The sequence below is a fragment of the Kitasatospora sp. NPDC057595 genome (assembly GCF_042800875.1).
Classification (GTDB): Bacteria; Actinomycetota; Actinomycetes; order Streptomycetales; family Streptomycetaceae; genus Kitasatospora.
The window spans coordinates 94,658-118,928 of record NZ_JBHVGL010000012.1 but is presented as its reverse complement, the minus strand read 5'-3'; the positions used below and the strand labels follow the sequence as shown (position 1 = coordinate 118,928).

Sequence of the window (24,271 nt, the reverse complement as noted above, 5' to 3'; positions counted from 1 at the left end):
GACCGCCGTCCGTCCCACCTGCCCGTCCCGTCTTCAGGACGACAGTCAGATGACCTAACGCGTCGCCTGCCCTTCCGGTCAGGCTGATCGTGCAGGGATTCCGACGGAAGGCGATCAGATGGGCGTGCGGGTGACGACCACCTCGGTCCCGGACGGCGAGAAGGCGGCGTACCTGGGCGGGGCCCTGTCGCGGACCCTGGTACCGCTCGAACTGCGCCCGCTCACCGGGCGGCCGTTCGACGGGCTGCTGGTCTCGCACCGGCTCGGCCACGTGCGGGTCTCCACCCTGGAGGCGGACGCCGCCCGCTTCTCCCGCACGGCGGCCCTGATCGCCCGGGCGCCGCGCAGCGAACCGCAGGTCGGCGTCGGCGTGCAGGTCTCCGGCCGGGCCGTGCTGGTGCAGGACGGCCGCCGGGCCGAGGTGGCGGCCGGCGGGCTCGTGCTGTACGACACGGCCCGCCCGTACGCCTTCGACTACCCGGAGCGCTTCCGCACCCACCTGTTCCACCTGCCGCGCCGGTTGCTGGGCGTGCCGGAGCAGGACCTGCGGCGGGCGTCGGCGACGGCCGTCGGCCCGGCGGACGGGTGCGGACCGGTGCTGCTGCCGTTCCTGGACGGCCTGGCCGCCTCCGCGCACTGCTACCCCGCGCCGGTCGGCGACCGGCTGGCCGGCAGCCTCGCCGACCTGCTGAGCGCGCTGGTCGCCCAGCTCACCCTGAGCCGGGCGGCGGACGGGCAGGACACCCCCAACGCGCAGCTGGTCCGCCGGGTGCGCCGGTACATCGACCGGCACCTGGGCGACCCCGAGCTCGGGCCCGAGCCGATCGCCCAGGCGCACCACATCTCCGTCCGCTACCTGCACCGGCTGTTCGAGGGCGAAGGGGTGACGGTGGGCAAGCTCGTCCAGCAGCGCCGCCTGGAGGAGTGCGCCCGCGAGCTGGCCCGGCGCGGCCGCACCGCGCCGACGGTCTCGGCGGTCGCCCAGCGCTGGGGGTTCGTCAATCCGGCGCACTTCAGCCGGGCCTTCCGCGCCGCCTACGGGGTGCCGCCGCGGGACTGGCGCGGTGGGCGCGGGGCGGAAGCGGACCTGTCCGGTTGACGGACCCGCCCGGCCGACGGGCCGGCGCGCCCACCGGACCGCGGCCCCGCAGCCGCACGACCGACCGAAAGCCAGGAGCGAAGAGTTGCCCGACCCCATCCCCTTCCCCGACCACGGACCGGTGCTCGACCGGGCGCTCCAGGAGTTCCTGGCCGCCCGGGCGGCCGACCGGCCCGCGGCGGAACCGCCGGACCTCTTCACGCCGCCGCCCGCCGACGCGCCCGCGGCGGGTCCCGCCGACGGGACCGATCCGGAGGATCCGGACGACCCGGGCGCCACCACCACGGAGTGGCTCGCGCTGCCCTGCGGTCCCACCGGGCGGGTGTCCGTCCAGGTGGCCAGGCCGGCCGGCGCCACCGAGCCGTGCCCCGTGGTCCTGTTCCTGCCCGGCCTCGGCTGGTCGCCCGGCGACGCCACCGGCCACCGCCGACTGGTCCGGGAGCTCGCCCTGGGCACCGACGCCGCCGTGGTCTACGTCGACTACGCGCGGGCGCCCGGCGCGCGCTACCCGGTGGCGATCGAGCAGTGCTACGGCGTCCTGCGGTGGATCCGGGAGCACGGCCACGAGATCGGGCTGGCGGGGGAGCGGGTCGCGGCCGTCGGCGACTCGGCGGGCGCCAACCTGGTGGCCGCCCTGACCCTGCTGGCCGGCGAGCGCGGGGACGTCCGGCTGGTCCAGCAGGTACTGGTCTGCCCGGTCACCGACGCCGACTTCGACACCCCGTCCTACCACCGCTTCGCCGAGGGCTACTTCCTGCACCGCGACCACATGCGCCGCTACTGGGACGCCTACCTGCCCGACGAGCGGCGGCGCCGGGAGGCGACCGCCGCGCCGCTGCGCGCCACCCTGGAGCAGCTCGCCGGGCTGCCCCCGGCCCTGGTGGTCACCGCCGAGGCCGACGTCCTGCGCGACGAGGGCGAGGCCTACGCGGCCCGGCTCCGGGCGGCCGGCGTCCCGGTGGTGGCGACCCGCTACCAGGGGACGGTGCACGGCTTCCTGCTGCTGGCCGGGAGCTGCCCGACCGGCACCGCGCGGGCCGCGATGATCCAGATCGTCGACACCGTGCACGTAGCCCTGCACCGCCGCCCCTGGTGAGGAGCGGCGGTGCGGGGCCGGGCCCTGGAGAGGGCCTCATCGGGCGCGCCGCTCAGGAGATCGGCGGGGCCCAGTGGGTGTCCGCGGCCGAGAGCCGGCGGGCGACGACGGCGGTGGCCAGCACCAGCAGGGCGGCCAGGGCCAGCGCGACGGTCAGCCGCCCGTGCAGGACCAGCACCGCGCCCACCAGGCCGCCGACCAGCATCGCCAGCGCCGACAGGATCCGGCGGCCCGGGCGGGGCCCGGCACCGCCGGCCGCCGGGGAGTCGGCGGCCAGGCCGGTCAGGGTGAGGGTGAGCACGGTGGTGGTGAGGTCGGGCACACCGAGCCGGCGGGCCGCCGCGTTCTGCAGACCCATGGCCAGGCCCAGCAGCACGATCAGCGGGTACTGGGCGTCGCCGCCGCCGACGACCGCGGCGGTGACGGCCGCCGCGGCCATGAGGACGGTCTGGACGCCGCCGGCCAGGGCCAGTAGCCGGCCGCGGTGGGCCGCCGACCGTCCGGCCAGCCGCCCGCCGGCGAGCGCACCCGCCAGGAAGGCCGCCAGCGAGACGAGCGAGGCGGTGGCGGACAGGCCCGGGGCGCCCGCGAGGGCGAACCCCAGGAAGACCACGTTGCCGGTCATGTTCGCCACGAACACGTGTCCCAGGGCGAGGTAGCTCACCGCGTCGACCACGCCGGTGGCGACCGTCAGCAGCAGCATCAGCGGCGGCAGCGGCCCGTGCCGGTCGGAACGCGGCGGGGCGAGCGTCCGCAGGGCGTCAGTCAGCAGCGCGCGCACCGGCCGCCGCTCCCGCCGCCGCTCCCGCCGACGGGTCCGCCGACGGGTCCGCGCGGTGCAGGACGGCCCGCGTGAGCAGGCCGCTGACCGGGCCGAACACGGCGGCGGGGATCACCAGCCAGAGCGGCCAGGAGGTCAGGCCGACGGCGTGGTCGACCGAGAGGCGCCCGGCGCCGGTGAGCGCCAGCGAGCCGGTGACCGCCACCAGCACCAGCGGGTACTCGTAGCCGTCGTTCTGCACCCAGAGCCCGTGCGGCACCTTGACGGTGATCGCCACCGTCATCACGCCCATGGCGACCATGGCCGCCAGCGGGGTGAGCGCGCCCAGGGCCAGGAACAGGCCCGAGCCGATCTGCCCGGCCCCGGCGGCGAGCGCGGTGAGCGTCCCGCCCCGGAAGCCGTCGTGCTCGAACTCCGCGGTCCCGCCGGAGAGGCCGTTGCCGCCGAGGTGGTGGCTCACCTTCTGCACGCCGTGTCCGGCGATGAGCAGGCCCACCACCACCCGGATGATGAGTAGTCCGGTATCCATCGTGTCCCGTTCCTGTCCCTGGTCCTGTTTCTGTTCCCGGCCCCGTTGTCCCGGTTCTCCCGGCTGTCCCGGTCGTCCCGGTCGTCCCGGTCGTCCCGGCCGACCGTGTTCGCCCGCCGAGGGCTCAGAGCACGAAGCACGGGTCGAACGGCAGCTCCCGCTCGACGGTGTGGCCGCGGGCGACGCGCCAGGTGCGCTGCAGCTCGGACTCGGCGACGACCTCGCCGAGCAGCTCCGCCTGACGGGCGCCGGTGGACTGGTAGCCGCCGAAGCGGGCGACCGGGCTCCACCCGGGGCTGATCGGCGGGAGTTCCTCGTCGAGGCCCTCGTACTCGGCTGCGGCGTGCACGATCCGGCCGCCGACCACGGTCAGCAGGGACTCGATGTCCGGGATCTCGTGCTCGGGCACGGTGAAGAAGTCCTCGGACAGCACCGCGAGGTCGCCGTAGCAGCCGGGCCGCAGCACGCCCTTGACGTCCTGCTCGCCGGTGAGGGCCGCGCCCGCGGTGGTGTACATCGCGAGCGCCGTCGCCCGGTCCACCCGGTTCTGCGCCGGGCGCATCGCCAGGCCGCCGACCGTGCGGCCGGAGACCAGCCAGTGCAGGGCGACCCACGGGTTGTAGGAGGAGACCCGGGTGGCGTCGGTGCCGGCGGCGACGTTCAGGCCGCGGTCCAGCATCGCGCGGATCGGCGGGGCCTCGGCGGCGGCGCCGGCGCCGTAGCGGCGGGTGAACGTCTCGCCCTGGAAGGAGAGGCGGTTCTGCACGGAGAGCGCGCCGCCGAGCCGGGCGATCCGGTCCAGGCTCTCCCGGGACACGGTCTCCGCGTGGTCGAACAGCCAGCGGTTGCCCTGCGGGAAGAGGCCCTCGGCGGCGAGCTTCTCGAAGACGGCGAGGTCGCGCCGGATGGTCTCGTCGTAGGTGGCGTGCAGCCGGAAGCCCCAGCCGTTCTCCATGAGCAGCCGGACGGCCTTCTCGAACTCGGCCTCGTAGGAGCCGAGTTCGGGGCGGGGCTCGGCGAAGTTCTCGAAGTCGGCAGCGGCCCAGGTGAGGTTCTCGCCGGCGCCGTTGAGGCGCAGCCACTCGTCGCCGTCCTCCGGGCGGACCGTGTCGATCCAGCGCTTGAGGTCGTCCAGCTCCTGCCCGCCGGTCTGCGGGAACAGGTGGTAGGCGATGCGCAGCGAGAGCAGGCCCTCCCGGGCGAGCTCGGTCACCGTCGCGTAGTTCTCCGGGAAGTTCTGGAAGCCGCCGGCGGCGTCGATCGCGGAGGTCAGGCCGAAGCGGTTCAGCTCGCGCAGGAAGTGCCGGGTGGAGGCCTTGCGGTCCTCCGGCGGCAGGGCGGGGGCCTTGGCCAGGGTGGAGTAGAGGACGAGGGCGCTGGGGGCGGCCAGCAGCATGCCGTTGGGCTCGCCGTTGCGGCCCCGGACGATCTGGCCGCCCTTGGGGTCGGGGGTGGTCGCGTCGTAGCCGACGGCCTTCAGCGCGGCGCGGTTGAGGATCGCCGACTGGTAGAGGTGCAGCACGAACACCGGGGTGTCCGGCGCGGCCTCGTTCAGCTCGGCGGGGGTCGGCAGCCGGCGCTCGGCGAACTGCTCGGCCGACCAGCCGCCGACCACGCGCACCCACTGGCCCTCGGGCGTGCGGGCGGCCTGCTCGCGCAGCATCGCCAGCGCCTGGCGCAGCGAGCGCACGCCGTCCCAGCGCAGCTCCAGCACGTAGCTGAGGCCGCCCCGGATGACGTGCAGGTGCGCGTCGTTGAGGCCGGGCACGACGCGCCGGCCGAGCGCGTCCACCACGGTGGTGGACGGTCCGACGAACGGGGCGACGTCGGCGTCGTCCCCGACTGCGGTGATCACACCGTTCCGGATGGCGAGGGCGCCGGCCTGCGGGCGGCGGGCGTCCCCGGTGTGGATCCTGGCGTTGCGGACGACGACGTCGGCGGCGTTCCCGGCGACGTCCTCCTCCGAGCGGGGGACGATCCCGCCGACCGGCATGACAGACACCTTGAAAGCCTCCTGTGCTGGGGAACGACCGCCGCCCGGCGCGGGCGGCGGAGAGGGGTGCGGCGGCCGAACGGGCCCGGGGGCCGGGCCCGTTCCTCCCACCGACGCTGAGACGTTAGTTCGGTGGCCCGGTGCCGAATTGGCCCACAGCGCACGGCCGCCGTCCCGCCAGCGCACCCCCCGTTCCCGGTGTCCGGTGGGCACGGGAGAAGCCCCGGCCCCTCCGTCCGGCGGGACGGAGGGGCCGGGGCGACGATGGCCGGCGTCAGCCGGGGTGCACGGGCGTGCGCGGGGCGGGGCGGCGCGGGGCGGGGACCACGGCGACGGCCGGGCGCAGCGGGCGCAGCGCGAGGACGGCGCGCGCGATGGCGTCGGAGTCGCCCAGCGTCACCGAGTTGACGCCGGGCCGGATGCCGGCCGCGGTGACCCAGTGCACCGCCTCGGTGGGGACACCGTAGGCGAAGCGGCGCGGGTGCGCCCGCCCCTTCGCGTCGAGCAGGTGGTACGGCCGCTCGCTGACCGCCAGCCCGCCCGTCTCGTACCCGGGTCCGGCCGCGTCGGGGATCCGGTAGACGCCGGCCTGGCCGTCGTCCAGCAGGCCGCGCAGCAGGCGGTCGCCGGTGCGCCGCAGGTCGGGTTCGGGCAGCCGGGCCTCGACGAGGACGGCGGCGCGCAGCGGTGGTGCGTCGATCGCGGGCGAGTGGGCGGTGAAGGCGGGCGGGGTGCCGCGCGGGTCGAGGGCGATCCGGACGTTTGGGCCGAGCAGGTCGACCACCCCGGCCTCGATCAGGGCGCGCAGCTCGTCGATCCGGGAGGCCGGCGGGCCGATCGAGAGGAAGGCGTTCAGCGGGGTGTACCAGGACTCCAGGTCGTCGCGGTAGGAGGAGCCCTCGATGCCACCGTGGTCGACGGCCAGCCGGATCTCGTTGCGCAGGTCGCGCAGCACGTCCAGGGCGGCCTTGAGCGGGCCGCTGAGGTTGCCGGCCCGGGCCTCGCGCACGTCGCGCTCCAGGCGCTCGACGATCCAGGCGCGGTGCTCGGCGCGGGAGGCGAAGCGCAGGCCCGCGTACGGGTGGGCGAGCGTGTGCCAGTCCCAGCGCTGCGCGGTGGGGATCCCGTGGCGGTCGAGCAGCGCGGCGGTGCGGGCGGGTCCGGCGGCGGCCAGGTACTCCTCGGCGAGCCGTTCGCCGTCCTCCGGGCGGCCGGCGGCGGCGAGCAGGGTGGCGTAGTAGACGGCCTCGACCTCGCGGGCGACCAGCGGCCACAGGTCGCGGGCGAAGCGCACCGGCTTGCCGGCGGCGGCGCGTTCGCGCAGCCGGGCGGCGTGGGCCTCGGTGAGCAGCCGGGGGTGGTGGCGGCCGTGCGGGCCCTTCTCGTTCTCGCCGCGCGCGTGGTACGGGACGCCGCGCCGCGAGCCGGCCAGGATCAGCGGTTCCTGCCCGGAGGGGTGGTAGACGAGCCGGCCGTCGCGCTCGGCGAACCGGCCGCCGCGGCCGCGGGTGAGCAGGGCGAGGTGGTCGAAGAAGTTGAGGCCCAGGCCGCGGAACAGGACCGGGCGGCCGGGCACCAGGGCGGCGAGGTCGAGGTCGGCCGGGTTGGCCGGCGGCAGGTGGACGAGGCCGTGGGCGGCGGCGGCCCGGGTCAGGGCGCGTTCCGCGCCGGTGGGGCCGGTCGCCAGGTGGCCGAGGGCCAGCACCACCGCGTCCAGGTCGGCGATCCGGCGGCCGTTGGCGAGGCTCAGCACCTGGGCGGCGCCGGGCACCGGGTCGGCGTCGGTCAGCCGGACGGCGCGGGTGCGGTGCTCGACGATCCGGCAGTGCGCCGGGGCGCCGGCGCGTATGCGGCGGTGGACGTCGCGCAGGTAGCGGCCGTAGAAGGCGCGGGTCGGGTAGGCGTCGGGGGTGAGCGCGCGGGCCTCGGCCCGCACCTGCTCGTCGTACTCGCCCGGAGCGCCCTGCGGGACGGCGGACTTGGCCCAGGCATAGAGGCTGGGGCCCTCCTCGACCGGGCCGTCGATCGCGACGCTCGGGTCGGTGTAGGCGGTGACCTGCGAGGCCACGGTGTTCATCAGCAGCAGCCGGGACTGGTTGGTGCGCCAGACCCGGCCGGCGCCGGGCGGGTAGGGGTCGACGAGGTGGACGGTGAGGGCGGCGGCCGACGGGCGGGAGCGCTCGTTGGCCAGCAGGCGTTCGAGGACGGACAGGCCGCGCGGGCCGGCGCCGACCACGGCGATCCGGCGGTGGCGGGCGGCGGTCGGGCCGGGGGAGTGGGGAGCCATGGGTGAGTGTCCTCCCGTGCTTGGGGCCGTTCGGACTGGTTGTCGGGGCAGGTGACGCCCCGCCGGACGCGGGCGGCGTCCGGCGGGGCGTCGGTCTCGGTGTCTGCTGGTGCTTACGGGTGCCTGCGGGTGCCTGCGGGTGCCTACGGGTGGCGCAGCAGGATCTTGCCGAGGCTCTCCCGGCGCTCCAGCCGGGCGTGCGCGGCGGGGGCGTCGGCGAAGTCGAAGGTGCGGTCGATCCGGGCCCGCAGGGTGCCGTCGAGGAGTCCGGCGAAGAGGTCGCCGGTGCGGGCGGTGAAGTCCTCGCGGGTGAGCACGTGGTGGGTGAGGCTGGGCCAGGTGAGCTTCAGCGAGCCCTTCTGCACCAGCGTGAACGGGTCGATCGGGTCGGGCGTGCCGCTGGCCCGGCCGTAGACGACGAGGGTGCCGCGCGGGCGCAGCGAGTCGAGGCCGTCGAGGAAGGTGTCCTTGCCGACCGAGTCGTAGACCGCGTCGGCGCCCGCGCCGTCGGTGATCCGGTGGACGGCCTCGCGGAAGTTCTCCCGGTCGTAGCGCACGACGTGGTCGGCGCCGAGCTCGGTGACCAGCGCGGCCTTCTCGTCGGTGGAGACGGTGCCGATGACGTGCGCCCCGGCGCGCTTGGCGAACTGGACCAGGAACTGCCCGACCCCGCCGGCGGCGGCGTGCACCACGACCACCTGGCCCTTGGCGATCGGGTGCGAGTCGTGCGCGAGGTAGTGCGCGGTGAGCCCCTGGAGCATCGCGGCGGCGGCCGTCCCGGAGTCGAGGCCGTCCGGCACGGTGGTTGCCAGCCGCACCGGGACGGTGACGAACTCGGCGTAGGCGCCGGGGAGTTCGCCGTAGGCGACGCGGTCGCCGACGGACAGCTCGGTGACGCCGGGGCCGACGGCGTCGACCGTGCCGACGGCGTCCATGCCCGGGACGAACGGCAGGGCGACGGGGAAGACGCCCTGGCGGTGGTAGACGTCGACGTAGTTGACGCCGATGACCTCGGTGCGGATGCGGATCTCACCGGCGGCGGGCTCGGTCACCGGGACGTCGTCGACCCGGAGCTGCTCGGGGCCGCCGGGGGCGTGGACGCGGATCGCCTTCATGGGGTGGTACCTCGGCTGTTCTGGTAGGCGGGTCGGGTGGGAACGGGCGACGGCGGGTCGCCGTCGCCCGGGTCGTGGGCCGGCCGGGACGCCGGTGCGGGGGTGGCGGCCGGTGCGGGCGTGGTCGCCGGTCCGGAGGCGGTCGCGGGCGTGGTCGCCGGTGCGGGGGCGCGGGTCGGTGCGGGCCGGTTGGCGAGCAGTCCGCCGCCGATCATCAGCACCCCGCCCACCAGCTGCAGCGGCGTCGGCGCGAGCCCGAGCGCCAGCAGGGCGACGAGCACCGTGAACGCCGGCTCCAGTTGCAGCACGCTCGCCGTCTCCCAAGGGCGCAGCCGCTCCAGCGCCAGGTGCAGGGTGACGTAGGCGAGGCAGAAGTTGGTGACGGCGAGCAGGAGCTGGAGCCCGAGCGTGCCCGCCGTCGGGTGCCAGCGCAGCGGTCCGGGGGTGAGCAGCAGGACCGGCAGCAGCACCACCGCCGCCGGGACCAGCCGCCACAGGGCCAGTTGCAGCGCCGGCACCTTGGCCATCAGCGTCTTGGCGGGCAGGAAGGCGAGACCGGCCAGCACCGCGCCCGCCAGCACCAGCAGGTCGCCGGTGCCGACGGAGGTGAAGCCCGCGCCGGGGTCGCGCAGCACCACCAGCACCCCGCCGGCCAGGGTGACCGCGAGCCCGGCCGACTGCCACCCGCGCAGCCGGTCGCCGAGCAGCAGCACGGAGGCCAGGACGGCCGTCGGGCCCTGGAGCTGGATGAGGAATCCGCCGTTGACCGGGCTGGTCCGGCTCAGTCCGCTGATCACCAGGGCCAGCGAGAGGCCGGTGCCGACCACCGAGACGAAGCCCAGCCGGATCCAGTCCCGCCCGGTCAGGCCGCGCGGGACCAGCGGTCGGCGCCGTACCGCCAGCTGGGTGGCCAGCAGCACGGCGCCGATCGACAGGTTGAGCCCGGTGGTGAGCAGCGGGTCGATCTCGCGGGTGACCCGGTTGGCCAGCACGGCGCCGGCGCCGAAGAAGGCGGCGGTCAGCAGCGCGAATGCGTACCCCTGCGCGCGCACGGTGGGATCAGCGCACCTTCACGCGGACCGCGTGCCCGCGCTCCACCCCGTACCGGGCGGCGAAGTCGCCCTGGTTGAGGGCGAGTCCGAGCTGGTCGCGGCTGGCGATGTAGGCGAGCGGCTCGCCCTCGCCGGTCTCGCCGAAGGTGCGGCGCAGCGGGGTGGTGAGCCGGGTGCCGCCGATCTCGATCTCCAGCTCGGTGTCGAAGTCGATGCCGCGGGTGTCCAGGAATTCCCGGGTGATGCTCGTCCAGACGTTCCCGTAGTTCTTGTCGAGAATCGCCACCTCGCCGATTATCCAGTCGCCCTCGACGACCGGTTCGGCGATCTCCAGAAGGGTGATCCCGGCGGCGTCGATTTCCTCGCCGATCTCGCTGAACGGCACTCCGTTGGCGATGTGCGCGGCGGCCGAAATGACGATGTCGCGCCCGTAGAACGTCGGGTCGATGACGGGTCGGCGAACCTTCTCGGCGGTGATCCGGCGGACCTCGGCGACGCCCGCCTCCTTGACGATCCGGGTGAGCAGTCCGTTGTCGGGGGCGAAGTAGGTGTGCCCCTGGGGCGTGCGCACCCCGATCGCGTTGTCCTGGACGCCGGTGTGCGGGAAGGTGACGCAGGCGAAGACCGCCTCGGGCGGGAAGTAGCGGAACGAGTCGCGGATGTACAGGCCGGCCTCGTAGATGTCGAACGGCGTGACGTCGTGCGTGACGTCGACGATGTTGGCGTGCGGGGCGATGCTGAGCACCATGCCCTTGCAGATGCCGACGGCGTCGTCGACGAGCCCGAAGTCGGTGAGCAGCCCGACGATCGGCCGCGGCGTGAGCAGGCCGGGGCCGACGGGGGTGGCGGGGGAGCTGGCGGAAGCGGACATGCTGAACCCTTTCAGGATTACCGAAACGGGGTGGCTTGCATGGCTGTCCAGGATTTCCGACGGTGAATCACCCGGGTAAAGGGCGGTTCAAGCGGCGCGAGATTGAAGCGAGGCTAGCACCCGGTCGGCGGCGAAGAAAGCGTGGGCTGTTTCGGCTGTATGAAGTCGTTCTGAAGAAACGGAACGATACCGGCCGTTTGCCGGAATATCGGTGGCCCGGAAATGTGTCCGCCCGGGGATTTCACCGGGCGGAAGCGTGCCGGAGCGGTCGGGGCCGCGTCGGCGGAACCGCCGAACCCCGTTGGTGAGTCAGGTCCATGACGGTCCGTCGGCCCGTGGTGCCCGATTTGCGGCCGGGTGCCGCGGCGTGATTGGCTGCGGCTCGTTCGCGGTCGTGATCACGTTCGGGGTTCCCGCCGAACTCGCCTTCCGCTCAAGGTGGTTGCCCTGACACGCCGGTCGGGGAGCGCTACGGTGGGCGGGCGTGCTCGCGGTGTTCCGGGGCGCTTTCGAGCGCTGGTCACCGGAGCCCGATCGAAGACCTGCTGGTCGGCGTCCGCACAGGCCGGGAGGCCGTGTTCGCGGACGGCCACCCGCTCGCGGTGGAGGGACGGGCGGCGCCCGCCCATCCGCGAGCGGGCGGGGCCGGCAGGCCGAGTGGGGCGGGCGGGTCCGCGCCGGCCGCCCCATTCGGTTACGGGCGCCGTGCCGGCCCGTCGGTGCGGCGGCGCCCACGGTCCGACGGCCCGTCGGTGGTGAGGGGGCATTATCGTCCGATTGCCCGATTCGGCTGCTGTCATCACCTGATGATCACTTCTGCGCAGGGGCCGCGACGCTCGCCGTACCGCGGGGTCCACTCCAATACCCTCCGTACACAGCCGGTGTCACCCGCCGGTCATGCCCAGCGTACGGAAGGCAGTCCAGACCCATGGCTCGCACAGACGACCAGGCCTCGCACGACCAGCAGTTCCGGGAGGCCGCGACCCGGCTGGGGATCGGCCGCCGCCGCTTCCTGACCGTCACCTCGGCCGCCGCCGCGCTGGCGTTCACCACCAACCTGCCGAGTGCCCACGCCGCCGACGCCGAGATCGCGCCCCGCGCGCTGACCGAGAACCCGTTCACCCTCGGCGTCGCCTCCGGTGACCCGCTCAGCGACGCCGTCGTGCTCTGGACCCGTCTGGCCCCCCGCCCGCTGGAGCCCGGCAACGGCCTGCCGCCCACCGGTGTGGTCAAGGTCGACTGGGAGATCGCCCGCGACGAGGCCTTCCGCAAGGTCGCCCGGCGCGGCACCGCCAAGGCCTACGCCGAGTTCAACTACGCCGTGCACGTCGACGTCGACGGCCTCGACGCGGACCGCGTCCACTGGTACCGCTTCAAGGTCGGCAGCTGGGTCAGCCCGGTCGGCCGCACCCGCACCTCACCGGCGCGCGGCCGGAAGATCGACGAGGTCCGCTTCGGCCTGGTCTCCTGCCAGGCCTACGAGGACGGCTACTTCACCGCCTACAAGCACCTGGCGAACGAGGACCTGGACGCCGTCTTCCACGTCGGCGACTACATCTACGAGTACGGCATCGACGCCGTCGGCGGCGACCGCAAGTACACCGACCGCACCCTGCCGGCGCTGTTCAACCACGAGACCACCAACCTGGAGGACTACCGCCTGCGGTACGCCCTCTACAAGCTCGACCCCGACCTGCAGGCCGCGCACGCCGCGCACGCCTGGTACGTCACCTGGGACGACCACGAGGTCGAGAACAACTACGCCGCGGGCATCCCCGAGAAGAACCAGTCGGTGGAGGCCTTCGTCGCCCGCCGCGCCGCCGCCACCCGCGCGTACTGGGAGAACATGCCGCTGCGCATGCCCAAGCCCGACGCCACCGACCTCAAGCTGTACCGCCGCCACCACTACGGCAAGCTGGCGCAGTTCGACATCCTCGACACCCGCCAGTACCGCTCCGACCAGGCCAACGGCGACGGCTGGCAGTTCCCCACCCCGGAGTCGGAGGACCCGACCCGCACCCTGATGGGCGCCACCCAGGAGCGCTGGCTGCTGGACGGCTTCCGCAAGTCCAAGGCGGTGTGGAACGTCGTCCCGCAGCAGGTGGTCTTCTCCCGCCGGAAGAACACCACCGCGGCGACCTCCAAGCTGTCCATGGACGCCTGGGACGGCTACCCGGCCGCCCGTGAGCGGCTGCTGGCCGGCGTCGAGGACATCGGCGTCGAGAACCTCGTCATCCTCACCGGTGACGTGCACGTCGCCTACGCGATGGACGTCAAGCGCAACTTCGACGACCCGAACTCGCGGACCGTCGGCGTCGAGATCGTCGGCACCTCGATCGCCAGCGACGGCGACGGCGAGGAGCACCCGGGCAACTGGGGCACCCTGACGGCGGCCAACCCGCACATGAAGTTCTACGACGGGCGGCGCGGCTACACCACGATCACGCTCGACGAGGAGCACGCGCGGGCCGACTACCGGGTGATCTCGCACATCACCCGCCCGGGCGGCACCGTCAGCACCGCCGCCTCCTTCGTCACCGAGGCCTACAACCCGGGCATGCAGCGCGTCTGACGCTCCGCCCCCGATCACCGGCCCGGTCGTACCGTTCCCCGATGCGGTACGCCCGGGCCGGCTCCATGCCCGCCCCATGCCCAGCCCCGTGCCGGCCCCGGATGCGTCGCGCCCCTCGTCGGGAGGGTTCGTGGACGATGCGGAGGTGTCGTGAACCCGCGGTGATCGGCCGTTGATCGGCCGTAGAGCAGGGCCGTGGACCATCTGCGGCAGGGGAACCCCGGGTCGACGGTCACCACCGTTCGGCGCCGCCCTCGGTACGCCGCACGGCGGACCGAGCCCCTGGTCCCCGGTAGTTGGCCAACCCACGGAAGGCGGACGGAGCATGGACGGCGTTCACACCCTGCACTCGACGGCGGGCTTCGGAGAGCTGCTCAGGATCCGGCGCGAGCGCATCGGCCTGACCCAGCAGGTGCTCGCCGATCACGCGACCCTGAGCGTCCGGGCGATCCGCGACATGGAGAGCGGACGGGTGCAGCGCCCCCGGCAGGAGACGGTCCGGCTGCTGGCCGACGCGCTGCGGCTGGAGGGCCGCAGCCGCACGGTGTTCGAGGCGGCCGCGCGCCGCCAGACGCTCGCCGAGGACCCGCGCGACGAACCGGCCGCCCCGCCGGTGGCCCGTGCCGCGATCGTCGGCCGGGAGCCGGAGGTCGACGCGCTGACCGACGCCCTCGCCGTGCACGGCGACCGGCTGGTCACGGTGACCGGCCTCGGCGGGGTCGGCAAGACCAGACTGGTGCTGGAGGCGGCCTGCCGGCTGCACCGCACGGCACGCTGGTCGGTGCGCTGGACGGACTGGGCCAGCCGGCCCGGCATGGGCCCCGAACGGCGCGCCGAGCTGGCCCGGGCGATCGGCACCCGCCCCACCCTGCTGGTCCTGGACGGCGCCGACACCGGCGTGGAGCCCGCGCTGCTGGACGAGCTGTTCCAGCGCTGCCCCGGCCTGCGGGTGCTGATCACCGCCCGGGTCGCGCAGCCGCTGCCCGGCGGCCAGGTGATCCCGCTCGCCCCGCTGCCCACCCCGGCGCCGGAACTCGACCACGATCCGCTGGCGCTCGCCGAGGTGGGCGCCGTCCGGCTGCTGCTGTCCCACCTGCGCCGGCTGCGCCCCGGCTACCGGCTGGAGCCCGAGGAGGCACCGGCGGTGGCCGCGCTCTGCCGCCAGCTCGACGGCCTGCCGGGCGCGCTGGAGCTGGCCGCCGGCTGGTCGACGGTGCTCTCCCCGCGCCAGCTGGTGGCCAGGCTGGCCGAGGGGCCGTTCCAGCTGGCGCCTCCCCCGGCCGGGTTCGGCGGGCGCGGCGGGGTCGGCGAGGCCCTGGACGCGGCGCTCGACCGGCTGACGATGGGCCAGCGCGACCTGCTGGCGCGGCTGGCCGCCGAACCGGGGGACTGGTCCGGGGAGGACGCCGTCGAGCTGAGCGGGCGGCCTCCGCAGGAGTCGCTGGCCGCCGTGCACGAGCTGCTGGCGAGTGGGCTCATCCGCAGCGTCCCCGCCCGCGACGGCGTGCGGTTCACCGTGCTGAACCTGTGCCGCCGCCTGTTCGGCGCCGCCGGGGCGTACCCGGTGCTCGCGACGGCGAGCTGACACCCGTCGTCCGGCGCACCCGTCCTTCCGCGCGGCGCCGGGGTGCCGCCGATACTGCCCGCTTCCTGCCGGGTGAGCTGCCGGTCCGCCGGCCGGATCCTCCCTAGCGTTCTGTCCATCACTCACCGACACAGAGGGTTTGCGCCGTGGACCAGTTGGAGCAGCAGCGCGCAGCGGCCGAACCGGCCGGGCTGGAGGTCGTCGTGTCGACCATGGCCTCGGACTCGCACACCTGGAACCTGGTCTTCCTGCAACTGCTGCTGGAGGAGCTCGGCCACCGGGTCACCAACCTGGGGGCGTGCGTACCGGACGAACTGCTGGTCGCCGAGTGCCGCCGGGTCGCGCCGGACCTCATCGTGCTCAGCAGCGTCAACGGGCACGGCCACCACGACGGCCTGCGGGTGATCCGCGCGCTGCGGGCCTGTCCCGAACTGGGCCGCACGCCCACGGTGATCGGCGGAAAGCTGTCCATCGCCGGCCCCGGTGACCCGGAGCGGCAGCGGTCGCTGCTCGCCGCCGGGTTCGACGGGGTCTTCGAGGAGGGCCGGTCGGTCGCCGACTTCCGCGCCTTCGTGGGCTCGCTGCCCGCCGCCGCCCAGCCCACCGCCGCGTTGCCCGTCCCCGCACTGTCGCTGTCCCTGCCCGTGGCGAGCGTCTCCGGGGTGCCGCGGTGAGCGCCCTCGCCCCCGCCGCGCCCGGCGGCTCCCGCCCCGTCAGAGCCGGCTTCGGCGCCTTCGTCGCCCGGGCCAGGGCCGCCGGCGCCCTGGTGGTCCAGCCCCGGATGGGCATGGCCGACCCGCTGCGGATGCGCGACGGCCTGCTCGCCACCCGGGGCGCGGACGCCGTCACCGTCGGCACCATCACCCTGGACAGCTACACCCGCACCGGCGACCTCGCCGCCGCCCGCCGCGCGCTGGCCGACGGGGTCGGGCTGAACGGCTACCCGATCGCCGGCCACCCGGTGGACGTCACCCGGGCGGTGCTGCGCGGGGTCGCCGGCGAGGGCTTCCCGGTGCAGGTCCGGCACGGCTCGGCGCTGCCCGAGCACATCGTCCGCGCGCTGCTCGCGGTCGGCCTGGACGCCACCGAGGGCGGCCCGGTCTCCTACTGCCTGCCCTACAGCCGCACCCCGCTGCGCGAGGCGGTGGAGAGCTGGCGGCGCAGCTGCGAACTGCTCGCCTCGATCCGCGAGTTCGGCGCCGAACCGCACCTTGAGACGTTCGGCGGCTGCCTGATGGGCCAGCTCTGCCCGCCGAGCCTGCTGATCGCGACGAGCCTGCTGGAGGCGCTGTTCTTCCGGCAGCACGGGCTGCGCAGCGTCTCGCTCAGCTACGCCCAGCAGCCCGACCCGCGCCAGGACGAGGAGGCGCTCACCGTGCTCGGCCGCCTCGCCGACGAGCTGCTGCCCGACGTCGACCACCACCTCGTGCTCTACGCCTACATGGGCGTCTTCCCGCGCACGCCCGGCGGAGCCCGGCTGCTGCTGGAGGACGCCGCCCGGCTGGCGGTGCGCACCGGGGCGGCCCGGCTGATCGTGAAGACGACCGCCGAGGCGCACCGGATCCCGACCGTCGCCGAGAACGTCCGGGCGCTGGAGACGGCCGCCGTGGCCGCCAACGCCGAGCCGTCGCGCCCGCCGCTCGCCGTGCCCGACACCGGCATCGAGGCGGAGGCGCGGGCGCTGATCGGCGCCGTGCTGGAGCTGGACGCCGACATCGGCCGGGCCCTGGTCCGCGCCTTCGCGGCCGGCTACCTGGACGTGCCCTACTGCCTGCACCCCGACAACGCCGGCCGGGCCCGCAGCTCGCTCGGCCCGGACGGGCGGCTGCACTGGTCGGACGTCGGCGCGATGCCGATCGCCGGCCTCTCCGGCGGCCCGCGTCCGCCGATCCTCGGCTCCTCCGACCTGCTCGGCGCGCTCTCCCACGTCCAGTGGCGCTACGACAGCCGCGCCACCGAAGCCCCGGAACCCGCCCGAACACCCGCCGCACCACGAGAGTTGGGACTCATCACGCCATGACCACCGACGGGCCCACCCCCGCGACCGCCGCCGCGACGCTCCCGGACCCCGGCCGCCACCTGACCTCTCCGACCACCCGCGCCGCGCTCCGGCTCCAGCACCACCTGCTCTCGGCCGCCCGCGAGTACCTGCGCGGCCGGGGCTTCACCGAACTGCTCCCGCCGATCATCGGCCCGGTCACCGACCCCGGTTCGCGCGGCTCCAAGCAGGTCGACATCGACTTCTACGGCCACCGCTACAAGCTGATGACCAGCGCGATCCTCTACAAGCAGGCCTCGCTGCTGGCCTTCGACAAGATCTTCTGCATCGCGCCGAACGTCCGGCTGGAGCCGCTGGAGACCGCCGGGACCAGCCGCCACCTGGCCGAGTTCCACCAGCTGGACGTCGAGATGGCCGGGGCGAGCCGGGACGACGCCGTCCGGCTGGTGGAGGAGCTGGTGGTGCACATGGTCGGCAGCGCGGTGCGCGAGCTGCCCAAGGAGTTCGCCGAACTCGGCCGCGACACCGACGCGTTCGCCGATCTGCTGAAGGGCTCCTTCGGCCGGATGCGGCACGCCGAAGCGGTCACCGAGCTGCGGGGCCTGGGCCACCCACAGAGCCCGGACGCCGAACTCGACTGGGCCGGCGAGGCGCTGCTCTCGGCGCAGCGCGACCGGCCGTTCTTCGTCACCGACTACCCCAAGGGCTCGCGCGGCTTCTACGACCGAGAGAACCCCGAGGACCCGGGCCTGCTGCGGAACTTCGACCTCATCGCGGCCGAGGGCTACGGCGAGCTGTGCAGCGGCAGCCAGCGCACCAACGACTACGCCGAGATCGTCACCCGGATGCGCGAGACGGGGGAGAACCCGCAGAAGTACCGCTGGTACCTGGACCTGGTCCGCGAGGGCGTGCCCGGCAGCGCCGGCTTCGGCATCGGCGTCGAGCGGCTGACCCGCTACGTCGCCGGGCTGGACGCGGTCTGGCAGGCCAGCGCCTTCCCCAAGGTGGCCGGGGTGGTGTCGCCGTGAGCGACCTGAGCGCACCCGGCTTCCCCGAGGAGGAGGTCCGGCAGCGGGCCCGGGCCGGGACGGCGGCGGCCTTCCCGCCGCCCGGCAGCTACGGGCAGGTGCTGTTCGGCGCCGAGCGCCCGGCCGGCGGCGCCGGGTCGGCGGACGCGTCGGACGCCCTCGACGCGCTGCGGATCGTGCCGCCGGTGTTCGTGCCGCAGCGGCTGGCCAAGCTGATCGACCTGGGCCGCGAACCCGACTACCGGGACGTCGAACTCACCACTGCCATCGGCGGGTTCACCTCAGCCCTGCCGGTCTACGTGTCCGCGACCGGTTCCACCCGGGCGGCCGGAGGGGACCTCGGTCTGGCGCTCAGCCGGCAGGCGGGCGCGCTCGGCCTGCCGATGGTGATCGGCGAGAACGTCGTCCCGGTGAACGGCTACGGCCGGCTCGGCGAGGACGCCGACCGGGCGCTGCTCGGCCGACTGCGCGCCTACGCGGAGCAACTCCCCGACGGCCTGGGCGGGGTGGCCGTCCAGCAGTCCACCGAGGACGCCGACGCCGAGGTGTGGAACCTCCTCTACAGCGACCCGGCGGCCCTGCCGCTGCTCGAATCGGGCCGCCTCGCCTTCGAGTTGAAGGTCGGGCAGGGCGCCAAGCCGGGACTCGGCGGGATGACCGTGCTGGACGCCGAGGCCGCCGCCCGGCTCGGCGACCGCTACGGCCTGGACCCGGTCTTCGGCGAGGACGGCCGGGTGCTGCGGGCCAGTACGCCGGGCACCTTCACCGCCGAGATCCTGCGCCAGCAGGTGCGGCTGATGCGCAACAACTTCCCCCGGGCCCGGGTCTGGGTGAAGCTGCACCCCGGCCGGGACGTCGCCGAGGCCGCCCGGGTGGCCGCCGAGGCGGGTGCGGACGCCGTCACCGTGGACGGCGCGGAGGGCGGTACCGGCTGGGCGCCGGGTGCCTTCCCGGCGCAGGTCGGGCTGCCGCTGGCGGAGTGCCTGCGCCGGCTGGCGCTCGCCGGGCCGCCGCCCTGTCTGCTGGTCTCGGGGCGGATGTGGGAGGGCGGCCGGGCGGTCAAGAGCCTGGCGCTGGGCGCCCGGGCGGTGGGCCTGGGCCGGGCGGCCCTGCTGGCCGCCGCCGAGGATCCGCAGGCGGGGCTGATCCGCTTCACCGACTGCCTGGCGCTCGAACTGCGGCTGCTGATCAGCGCGCTCGGGAAGTACTCGCCGGCCGCGGTGGACCGCGCCGACGTGTGGTCCGCGGAATTCCCCGGGTAGTTCCGGGCCGCCCGACAATCGAAGAGAGCGCATTCCCGCAGAGCCCGCCGAGGCGCCCCCGTGCGCCCCGGCGGGCCGCGCGCTTTTCCCCAACTCCTGTGCAGCAAGCGGCAGTTGAAACTGCCGATGGTCTTCCGGAAATTCTGCCGATCGGCGCCGGAAAGCCGCCCTATCGTCGAGATCACTGCCCGCAGCGTCGTCAATTCATCGGGGTTGGATGATGGAATCTAGCGGTTTCCCCTTCATATCCGTCGCGCGCCGGTTCCCGGACCGGCCGGCCGTACGGCTCGGCGATCGGACCGTCCGCTACCGCGAGCTGGACGCACTGAGCGGCGCCCTCGCCGCCCGGATCGCCCCGGGGCGGACGGTGGCCGTCACCGGCCGCGACCGGCTGGACCACCTGGTCGGCCTGCTCGCCGCCCTGCGCGCCGGGGCCACCTGCCTGCCGCTGGACCGGGAGGCCCCGGAGGAGCGCAACCGCTGGATCCGCGAGGACGCCGGCGCCACCCTCGCCCTCGTCGACGGCGAACTCACCGAGTTCGCACCCTCCGGCGACGCACCCTCCGGCGAGGCCGCGGCCGTGCCCGCCCCCGGCTACCTCATCTACACCTCCGGCACCACCGGCCGCCCCAAGGGCGTGCACGTGCCGCTCGCCGCGCTGACCGGGCACCTGGCGGCGGCCGTCGACCGCTTCGGCCTCACCGCCGACGACACCGTGCTGCACCTCGCCCGCCCCACCGTCGACGTCGCCGTGGAACAGACGCTCACCGCCCTGTCCGCCGGCGCCTGCCTGCTCGTGCCCGAGCAGCAGCTGCTCGGCCCGGACGCCCTGCTGGACCTGCTGGACGCCGAGCGCGTCACCGTGGCCAACCTCGCCGCCGGCTACTTCCAGGAGCTGGTGACGGCGCTGCGCGCCCGGGGCCGCGCCCCGCGGACCCTGCGCCTGATGATCTCCGGCAGCGACCGGCTGTACCCGGACACCGCCGCCGGCTGGTGGGCCGCCACCGGCGTGCCGCTGCTCAACGCCTACGGGCCCACCGAGACCGTGATCACCGCCACCACCCACCGCCTGGCGGGACCCGTGGAGGGGGCGTCGGACGCGGAGGGGGCGTCGGACGTCGTCCCGATCGGCACCCCGCTCGGCGAGCGCCGCGCCTACGTGCTGGACGACCGGCTCCGCCCGGTCACCGCCCCCGGCGAGGCCGGCGAGCTGTACCTCGGCGGGCCGCTGCTCGCCTCCGGCTACCACGGCCGCCCGGGCCTGACGGCGGGCCGGTTCGTCGCCGACCCGTTCGCGCCCGAGCCGGGCGCCCGGATGTACCGCACCGGCGACGTCGTGCGCCGTGAGGGCCCGGACGCCCCGCTGGAGTTCGTCGGCCGCGCCGACCACCAGCTGAAGATCCGCGGCTTCCGGGTCGAGCCCGGCGAGATCGAGCAGCTGCTCGCCGCCCACTCCGGCGTCGCCGCCGCCGTGGTCGTCGCCCACGAGGGCCGGCTCGCCGGCTACGTCACCGGCGACGCCCCCGACCCCGCCGCGCTCCGCGCCCACCTGGCCGAGCGGCTGCCCGAGCACATGGTCCCCGCCACCGTCACGGTGCTGGACGCCTTCCCGCTGACCGCCGGGGGCAAGATCGACCGCGCCGCCCTGCCCGAACCGCGCTCCACGGCCGCCGCCGCCCCGGCTGGCCGCCCGCTGCGCACCCCCGCCGAGCAGCTGATCGCCGCCGTCTGGGCGGACGTGCTGGGCGTGCCCGAGGTCGGCGCCGACGACAACTTCTTCCACCTGGGCGGTGATTCGCTCACCGCCGTGCGTGTGGTCGGCCGGGTCTTCGACGTCTTCGGCATGATCTCCCCGTACACCATCTTCGACGCCCCGACGCTGGCCGAGTTCGCCGCCGCCGTCACCGCCTCCGCCGGTGGCGAGCGCCCGCCGCTGACCCGGGCCGGGGCCGTCTCGGCGCCGCTGTCCCCGTACCAGCGCGGCCTCTGGTTCCTCGACCAGTGGAACCCGCAGGCGCCGACCTACATCGTGCCCTGGGTGTTCCGCTTCGCCGGCCCGGTCGACCCGGAGCTGCTGCGGCGGGCGCTGGAAGGCGTGGTGGCGCGGCACGAGGCGCTGCGCACCACCTTCGAACTGGCCGACGACGGCCCGCGCCAGCTGGTCCACCCCGCGGTGGAGGTGCCGTTCACGGTGACCGACACGGAGGCCGGGCGCCTCGACGCCCTGGTCGCCGAGGCCGCCCTGGTCCCCTTCGACCTGGAGCACGGACCGCTGCTGCGCGCCCACCTCTACCGCACCGGCGCCACCGCCACCCTGCTGCTGCTCTGCCACCACATCGTCTGGGACGAGGGCTCGCTGCCCGTCCTGGAGGGCGAACTCGCCGCCCTGTACCAGGAACTGGCCGCGGGCCGCCCGGCCGAGCTGCCCGAGCCCGCCGTCCAGTACGCCGACTACAGCGCCTGGCTCTACCGGGACCCGGAGCACGCCGAACGCCAACTCGCCCACTGGCGCGAGCAGCTGGCCGACGCCCCGACCGAGCCCGCGCTGCCCACCGACCACCCCCGGCCCGAAGTGCAGGGATTCCGCGGCGACTTCCACCGCTTCTCGATGCCGCGCCCGGTCGCCGAGGCCGTCCGGGCGCTGGCCCGCAGCGAGGACGCCACCCCGTTCATGGTGCTGCTGGCCGGCCTCGCGCTCACCCTGCACCGGCGCACCGGGCAGCGCGACCTGGTGCTCGGCTCCCCGGTGAGCGTCCGCGGCCGGGCCGAACTCGACGCCCTGGTCGGCTACTTCGTCAACCTGCTGCCGCTGCGGGTGCGGATCGACGAGTCCATGGACTTCCGGGAGCTGGTCCGGCACGTCCGCGAGGTGGCGATCGGCGGCTACCGCCACCAGGAGGCTCCGTTCGACGACATCGCGGCGAGCGTCCTGGAAGGCCGCGAGGACGACCGCGCCGAGAACCGCAACCCGCTCTGCCAGGTGCTGCTGGAGCTGCACCCGCTGGACACCCGCCCACTGACCGTCGGCGGCTTCGAGGTGACCCGCGAGCTGTACTCCAACCCGGTCTCCCGCTTCGACCTGTCGATCTCCGTCGACGACCGGGGCACCGACTTCACCGGCCGCTTCGAGTACGACTCCGACCTGTTCGATCCCGCCACCATGGCCGAGCTGTGCGAGGCCTGGCTGGGCACCCTGGCCACCGCCGTCGAGGCGCCCGTGCACGCCCTGTTCGAGGCCCGGGCCGCCGCCGCCCCGGACGCGCTCGCCCTCGTCTCCGGCGAACAGCGGCTCGGCTACGGCGAGCTGAACACCCGGGCCAACCGGCTCGCCCACCACCTGGCCGAGTCCGGGACCGGCCGCGGCGACACCGTCGCCGTGCTGGTCGAGCGCGGACCGGACCTGGTGGTCGCGCTGCTCGCCGCGCTCAAGACCGGCGCCGCCTACACCCTGCTCGACCCGGACTTCCCGGCCGAGCGGCTGGCCGGCGCGGTCGCCGACTGCGGGGCCTCGCTGCTGGTCACCCACCGCCACGCGAGCCCGCCGTTCCCCATCGCCCACCACCTCGACCTGGACGCCGAGGCCGCCGCCGTCGCGGCCCGTCCCGGCCACAACCCGGGCGTCTCCGTCACCGGCGACGACCTCGCCTGCGTGATGTTCACCTCCGGCTCCACCGGCCGCCCCAAGGGCGCCGCCGTGCCGCACCGCGCGCTCACCACCACCTACCTCGGCCAGGACTACGCCCGCTTCGGCCCCGAGGAGGTCTGGCTGCAGTGCTCCCCGGTCTCCTGGGACGCCTTCGCCCTGGAGCTGTACGGCGCGCTCGCCTTCGGCGGCGTCTGCGTGCTGCAGCCCGGCCAGCGGCCCGACCCGCAGGCCATCGCCGAGCTGACCCGGCGCCACGGCGTCACCCAGCTCCAGCTCTCCGCCAGCCTGTTCAACTTCCTGCTGGAGGAGTTCCCGGAGACCTACGACGACCTCAAGGTGGCCTTCACGGCCGGCGAGCGGGCCTCCGTCACCCACGTCGGCAAGGCGCTCGGCCAGTACCCGGACCTGGTGGTCGCCAACGGCTACGGCCCGGTGGAGAGCCTGGGCCTCACCACCTGCCACCGGGCCACCCCGGAGGACGCCGCCGGCGCCGCCATCCCGATCGGCCGCCCGCTGCACGGCAAGGCCGTGCACGTCCTGGACGAGCGGCTGGAGCCCGTCCCCGACGGCACCACCGGCGAGCTCTACGCGGCCGGCGGCGGCCTCGCCCACGGCTACGTCGGCCGGCCCGGGCTGACCGCCCAGCGCTTCGTCGCCTCCCCGTTCGGCGTCCCCGGCGAGCGGCTCTACCGCACCGGCGACCTCGGCCACCGGCGCCCGGACGGGCTGCTGGAGATCACCGGCCGGATCGACGACCAGGTCAAGGTCCGCGGCTTCCGGGTCGAGCCCGGCGAGATCGAGGACGCGCTGACCCGCCACCCCGCCGTCCGGGAGGCCGCCGTCACCGTGTACGAGCCCGCCCCCGGCGACCACCGGCTCGCCGCCTACGTCACGCTCGACCCGGGTGCCGGCGGGGCCGGCCCGGAGGCGCTGCTGGACCACCTGGCCGGGCTGCTGCCCGAGCACATGGTGCCCGCCACCCTCGACGTGCTGGACGCACTTCCGCTCAACCCCAACGGCAAGGTCGACCGCAGGGCCCTGCCGGCCCCCGCCGAGCGCCGGGCCGCCGCTCCGGCCGACCCGCTCACCCCGCGCCAACGGCTGGTCGCCGACGCCGTCCGGGCCGTCCTGGACCTGCCGGAGGACCTCGGGCCGGACGCCAACTTCTTCCGCATCGGCGGCAATTCGCTGGCGGCGGTGCGGGTCGCGATGAAGCTCTCGCAGCAGACCGGGACCCGGGTGCCTCCGCAGGTGGTGTTCCGCGGCCGCACCGTGGGCGCCATCGCCGAACGGCTGGCCTCGTGATGACGGCCCGCCCCGACACCCGCGCCCTGACCGTCCCCGACATCCGCCCCG

General features: G+C 75.0%; 16 protein-coding genes. 9 read left to right on the top strand and 7 right to left on the bottom strand.

The window, feature by feature from the left end; translation table 11 throughout:
- Positions 1 to 130: 130 nt before the first annotated feature.
- A complete protein-coding gene (locus tag ACFU9E_RS19540) occupies positions 131 to 1,099 on the top strand; it encodes a helix-turn-helix domain-containing protein (protein WP_380687810.1) in 969 nt (322 codons plus the stop codon).
- Between the two features lie 85 nt (positions 1,100 to 1,184).
- The gene (locus tag ACFU9E_RS19535; protein ID WP_380687812.1) at positions 1,185 to 2,195 is read left to right on the top strand and encodes an alpha/beta hydrolase; all 1,011 of its coding nucleotides are present in this window, start codon (positions 1,185 to 1,187) and stop codon (positions 2,193 to 2,195) included.
- Between the two features lie 52 nt (positions 2,196 to 2,247).
- Here ACFU9E_RS19535 and ACFU9E_RS19530 read toward each other — a convergent pair whose 3' ends face one another.
- The 7 genes from ACFU9E_RS19530 to ACFU9E_RS19500 form a co-directional block, all read right to left on the bottom strand.
- Positions 2,248 to 2,976, bottom strand: coding sequence for a YoaK family protein (locus ACFU9E_RS19530; protein ID WP_380687814.1), 729 nt, complete (start codon positions 2,974 to 2,976; stop codon positions 2,248 to 2,250).
- Positions 2,957 to 3,505: a DoxX family protein gene (locus tag ACFU9E_RS19525; protein WP_380687816.1), complete on the bottom strand. Its 549-nt coding sequence runs from the start codon at positions 3,503 to 3,505 to the stop codon at positions 2,957 to 2,959. Before ACFU9E_RS19525 ends, ACFU9E_RS19530 begins: the two co-directional genes overlap by 20 nt.
- A gap of 124 nt (positions 3,506 to 3,629) precedes the next feature.
- Entirely contained in the window at positions 3,630 to 5,498 is a 1,869-nt protein-coding gene (locus ACFU9E_RS19520; protein ID WP_380687818.1) for an amidohydrolase, read from the bottom strand.
- Between the two features lie 274 nt (positions 5,499 to 5,772).
- Positions 5,773 to 7,785: an FAD/NAD(P)-binding protein gene (locus ACFU9E_RS19515; protein ID WP_380715199.1), complete on the bottom strand. Its 2,013-nt coding sequence runs from the start codon at positions 7,783 to 7,785 to the stop codon at positions 5,773 to 5,775.
- A gap of 143 nt (positions 7,786 to 7,928) precedes the next feature.
- The gene (locus ACFU9E_RS19510; RefSeq protein ID WP_380690404.1) at positions 7,929 to 8,900 is read right to left on the bottom strand and encodes a quinone oxidoreductase family protein; all 972 of its coding nucleotides are present in this window, start codon (positions 8,898 to 8,900) and stop codon (positions 7,929 to 7,931) included.
- Positions 8,897 to 9,952 carry a DMT family transporter gene (locus ACFU9E_RS19505; RefSeq protein WP_380715197.1) on the bottom strand — a complete coding sequence of 352 codons (1,056 nt, stop codon included), beginning with the start codon at positions 9,950 to 9,952 and terminating at the stop codon, positions 8,897 to 8,899. The genes ACFU9E_RS19510 and ACFU9E_RS19505 overlap by 4 nt, the downstream gene beginning before the upstream one ends.
- Before the next feature lie 7 nt (positions 9,953 to 9,959).
- Positions 9,960 to 10,823 carry an S-adenosyl-l-methionine hydroxide adenosyltransferase family protein gene (locus ACFU9E_RS19500; protein WP_380681116.1) on the bottom strand — a complete coding sequence of 288 codons (864 nt, stop codon included), beginning with the start codon at positions 10,821 to 10,823 and terminating at the stop codon, positions 9,960 to 9,962.
- A 928-nt stretch (positions 10,824 to 11,751) separates the two neighbouring features.
- Here ACFU9E_RS19500 and ACFU9E_RS19495 point away from each other — a divergent pair.
- The 7 genes from ACFU9E_RS19495 to ACFU9E_RS19465 all read left to right on the top strand — a co-directional run bounded on the left by ACFU9E_RS19495 (position 11,752) and on the right by ACFU9E_RS19465 (position 24,220).
- Positions 11,752 to 13,395, top strand: coding sequence for an alkaline phosphatase D family protein (locus ACFU9E_RS19495; RefSeq protein WP_380681119.1), 1,644 nt, complete (start codon positions 11,752 to 11,754; stop codon positions 13,393 to 13,395).
- A 325-nt stretch (positions 13,396 to 13,720) separates the two neighbouring features.
- Complete coding sequence (locus ACFU9E_RS19490; protein WP_380681122.1) at positions 13,721 to 14,980, top strand: helix-turn-helix domain-containing protein; 1,260 nt, start codon at positions 13,721 to 13,723, stop codon at positions 14,978 to 14,980.
- 146 nt (positions 14,981 to 15,126) lie between these two features.
- Positions 15,127 to 15,654 (top strand): cobalamin B12-binding domain-containing protein, encoded by a 528-nt coding sequence (locus tag ACFU9E_RS19485; protein ID WP_380681125.1) that lies wholly within the window; start codon positions 15,127 to 15,129, stop codon positions 15,652 to 15,654.
- Positions 15,651 to 17,000 (top strand): methylaspartate mutase, encoded by a 1,350-nt coding sequence (locus ACFU9E_RS19480; RefSeq protein WP_380681128.1) that lies wholly within the window; start codon positions 15,651 to 15,653, stop codon positions 16,998 to 17,000. The genes ACFU9E_RS19485 and ACFU9E_RS19480 overlap by 4 nt, the downstream gene beginning before the upstream one ends.
- Positions 16,997 to 18,007, top strand: coding sequence for an asparagine synthetase A (locus ACFU9E_RS19475; protein ID WP_380681131.1), 1,011 nt, complete (start codon positions 16,997 to 16,999; stop codon positions 18,005 to 18,007). Before ACFU9E_RS19480 ends, ACFU9E_RS19475 begins: the two co-directional genes overlap by 4 nt.
- Positions 18,004 to 19,269 carry a glutamate synthase-related protein gene (locus ACFU9E_RS19470; protein WP_380681134.1) on the top strand — a complete coding sequence of 422 codons (1,266 nt, stop codon included), beginning with the start codon at positions 18,004 to 18,006 and terminating at the stop codon, positions 19,267 to 19,269. The genes ACFU9E_RS19475 and ACFU9E_RS19470 overlap by 4 nt, the downstream gene beginning before the upstream one ends.
- Positions 19,270 to 19,486: 217 nt before the next feature.
- Positions 19,487 to 24,220: an amino acid adenylation domain-containing protein gene (locus tag ACFU9E_RS19465; protein ID WP_380681137.1), complete on the top strand. Its 4,734-nt coding sequence runs from the start codon at positions 19,487 to 19,489 to the stop codon at positions 24,218 to 24,220.
- Positions 24,221 to 24,271: the final 51 nt, after the last annotated feature.

Excerpts from the sequence above, each read along its gene's own strand:
- ACFU9E_RS19525 (WP_380687816.1), bottom strand. The coding sequence starts at position 3,505 with ATGGATACCGGACTACTCATCATCCGGGTGGTGGTGGGCCTGCTCATC.
- ACFU9E_RS19520 (WP_380687818.1), bottom strand. The coding sequence starts at position 5,498 with ATGCCGGTCGGCGGGATCGTCCCCCGCTCGGAGGAGGACGTCGCCGGG.
- ACFU9E_RS19515 (WP_380715199.1), bottom strand. The coding sequence starts at position 7,785 with ATGGCTCCCCACTCCCCCGGCCCGACCGCCGCCCGCCACCGCCGGATC.
- ACFU9E_RS19510 (WP_380690404.1), bottom strand. The coding sequence starts at position 8,900 with ATGAAGGCGATCCGCGTCCACGCCCCCGGCGGCCCCGAGCAGCTCCGG.
- ACFU9E_RS19500 (WP_380681116.1), bottom strand. The coding sequence starts at position 10,823 with ATGTCCGCTTCCGCCAGCTCCCCCGCCACCCCCGTCGGCCCCGGCCTG.
- ACFU9E_RS19495 (WP_380681119.1), top strand. The coding sequence starts at position 11,752 with ATGGCTCGCACAGACGACCAGGCCTCGCACGACCAGCAGTTCCGGGAG.
- ACFU9E_RS19490 (WP_380681122.1), top strand. The coding sequence starts at position 13,721 with ATGGACGGCGTTCACACCCTGCACTCGACGGCGGGCTTCGGAGAGCTG.
- ACFU9E_RS19475 (WP_380681131.1), top strand. The coding sequence starts at position 16,997 with ATGACCACCGACGGGCCCACCCCCGCGACCGCCGCCGCGACGCTCCCG.
- ACFU9E_RS19465 (WP_380681137.1), top strand. The coding sequence starts at position 19,487 with ATGATGGAATCTAGCGGTTTCCCCTTCATATCCGTCGCGCGCCGGTTC.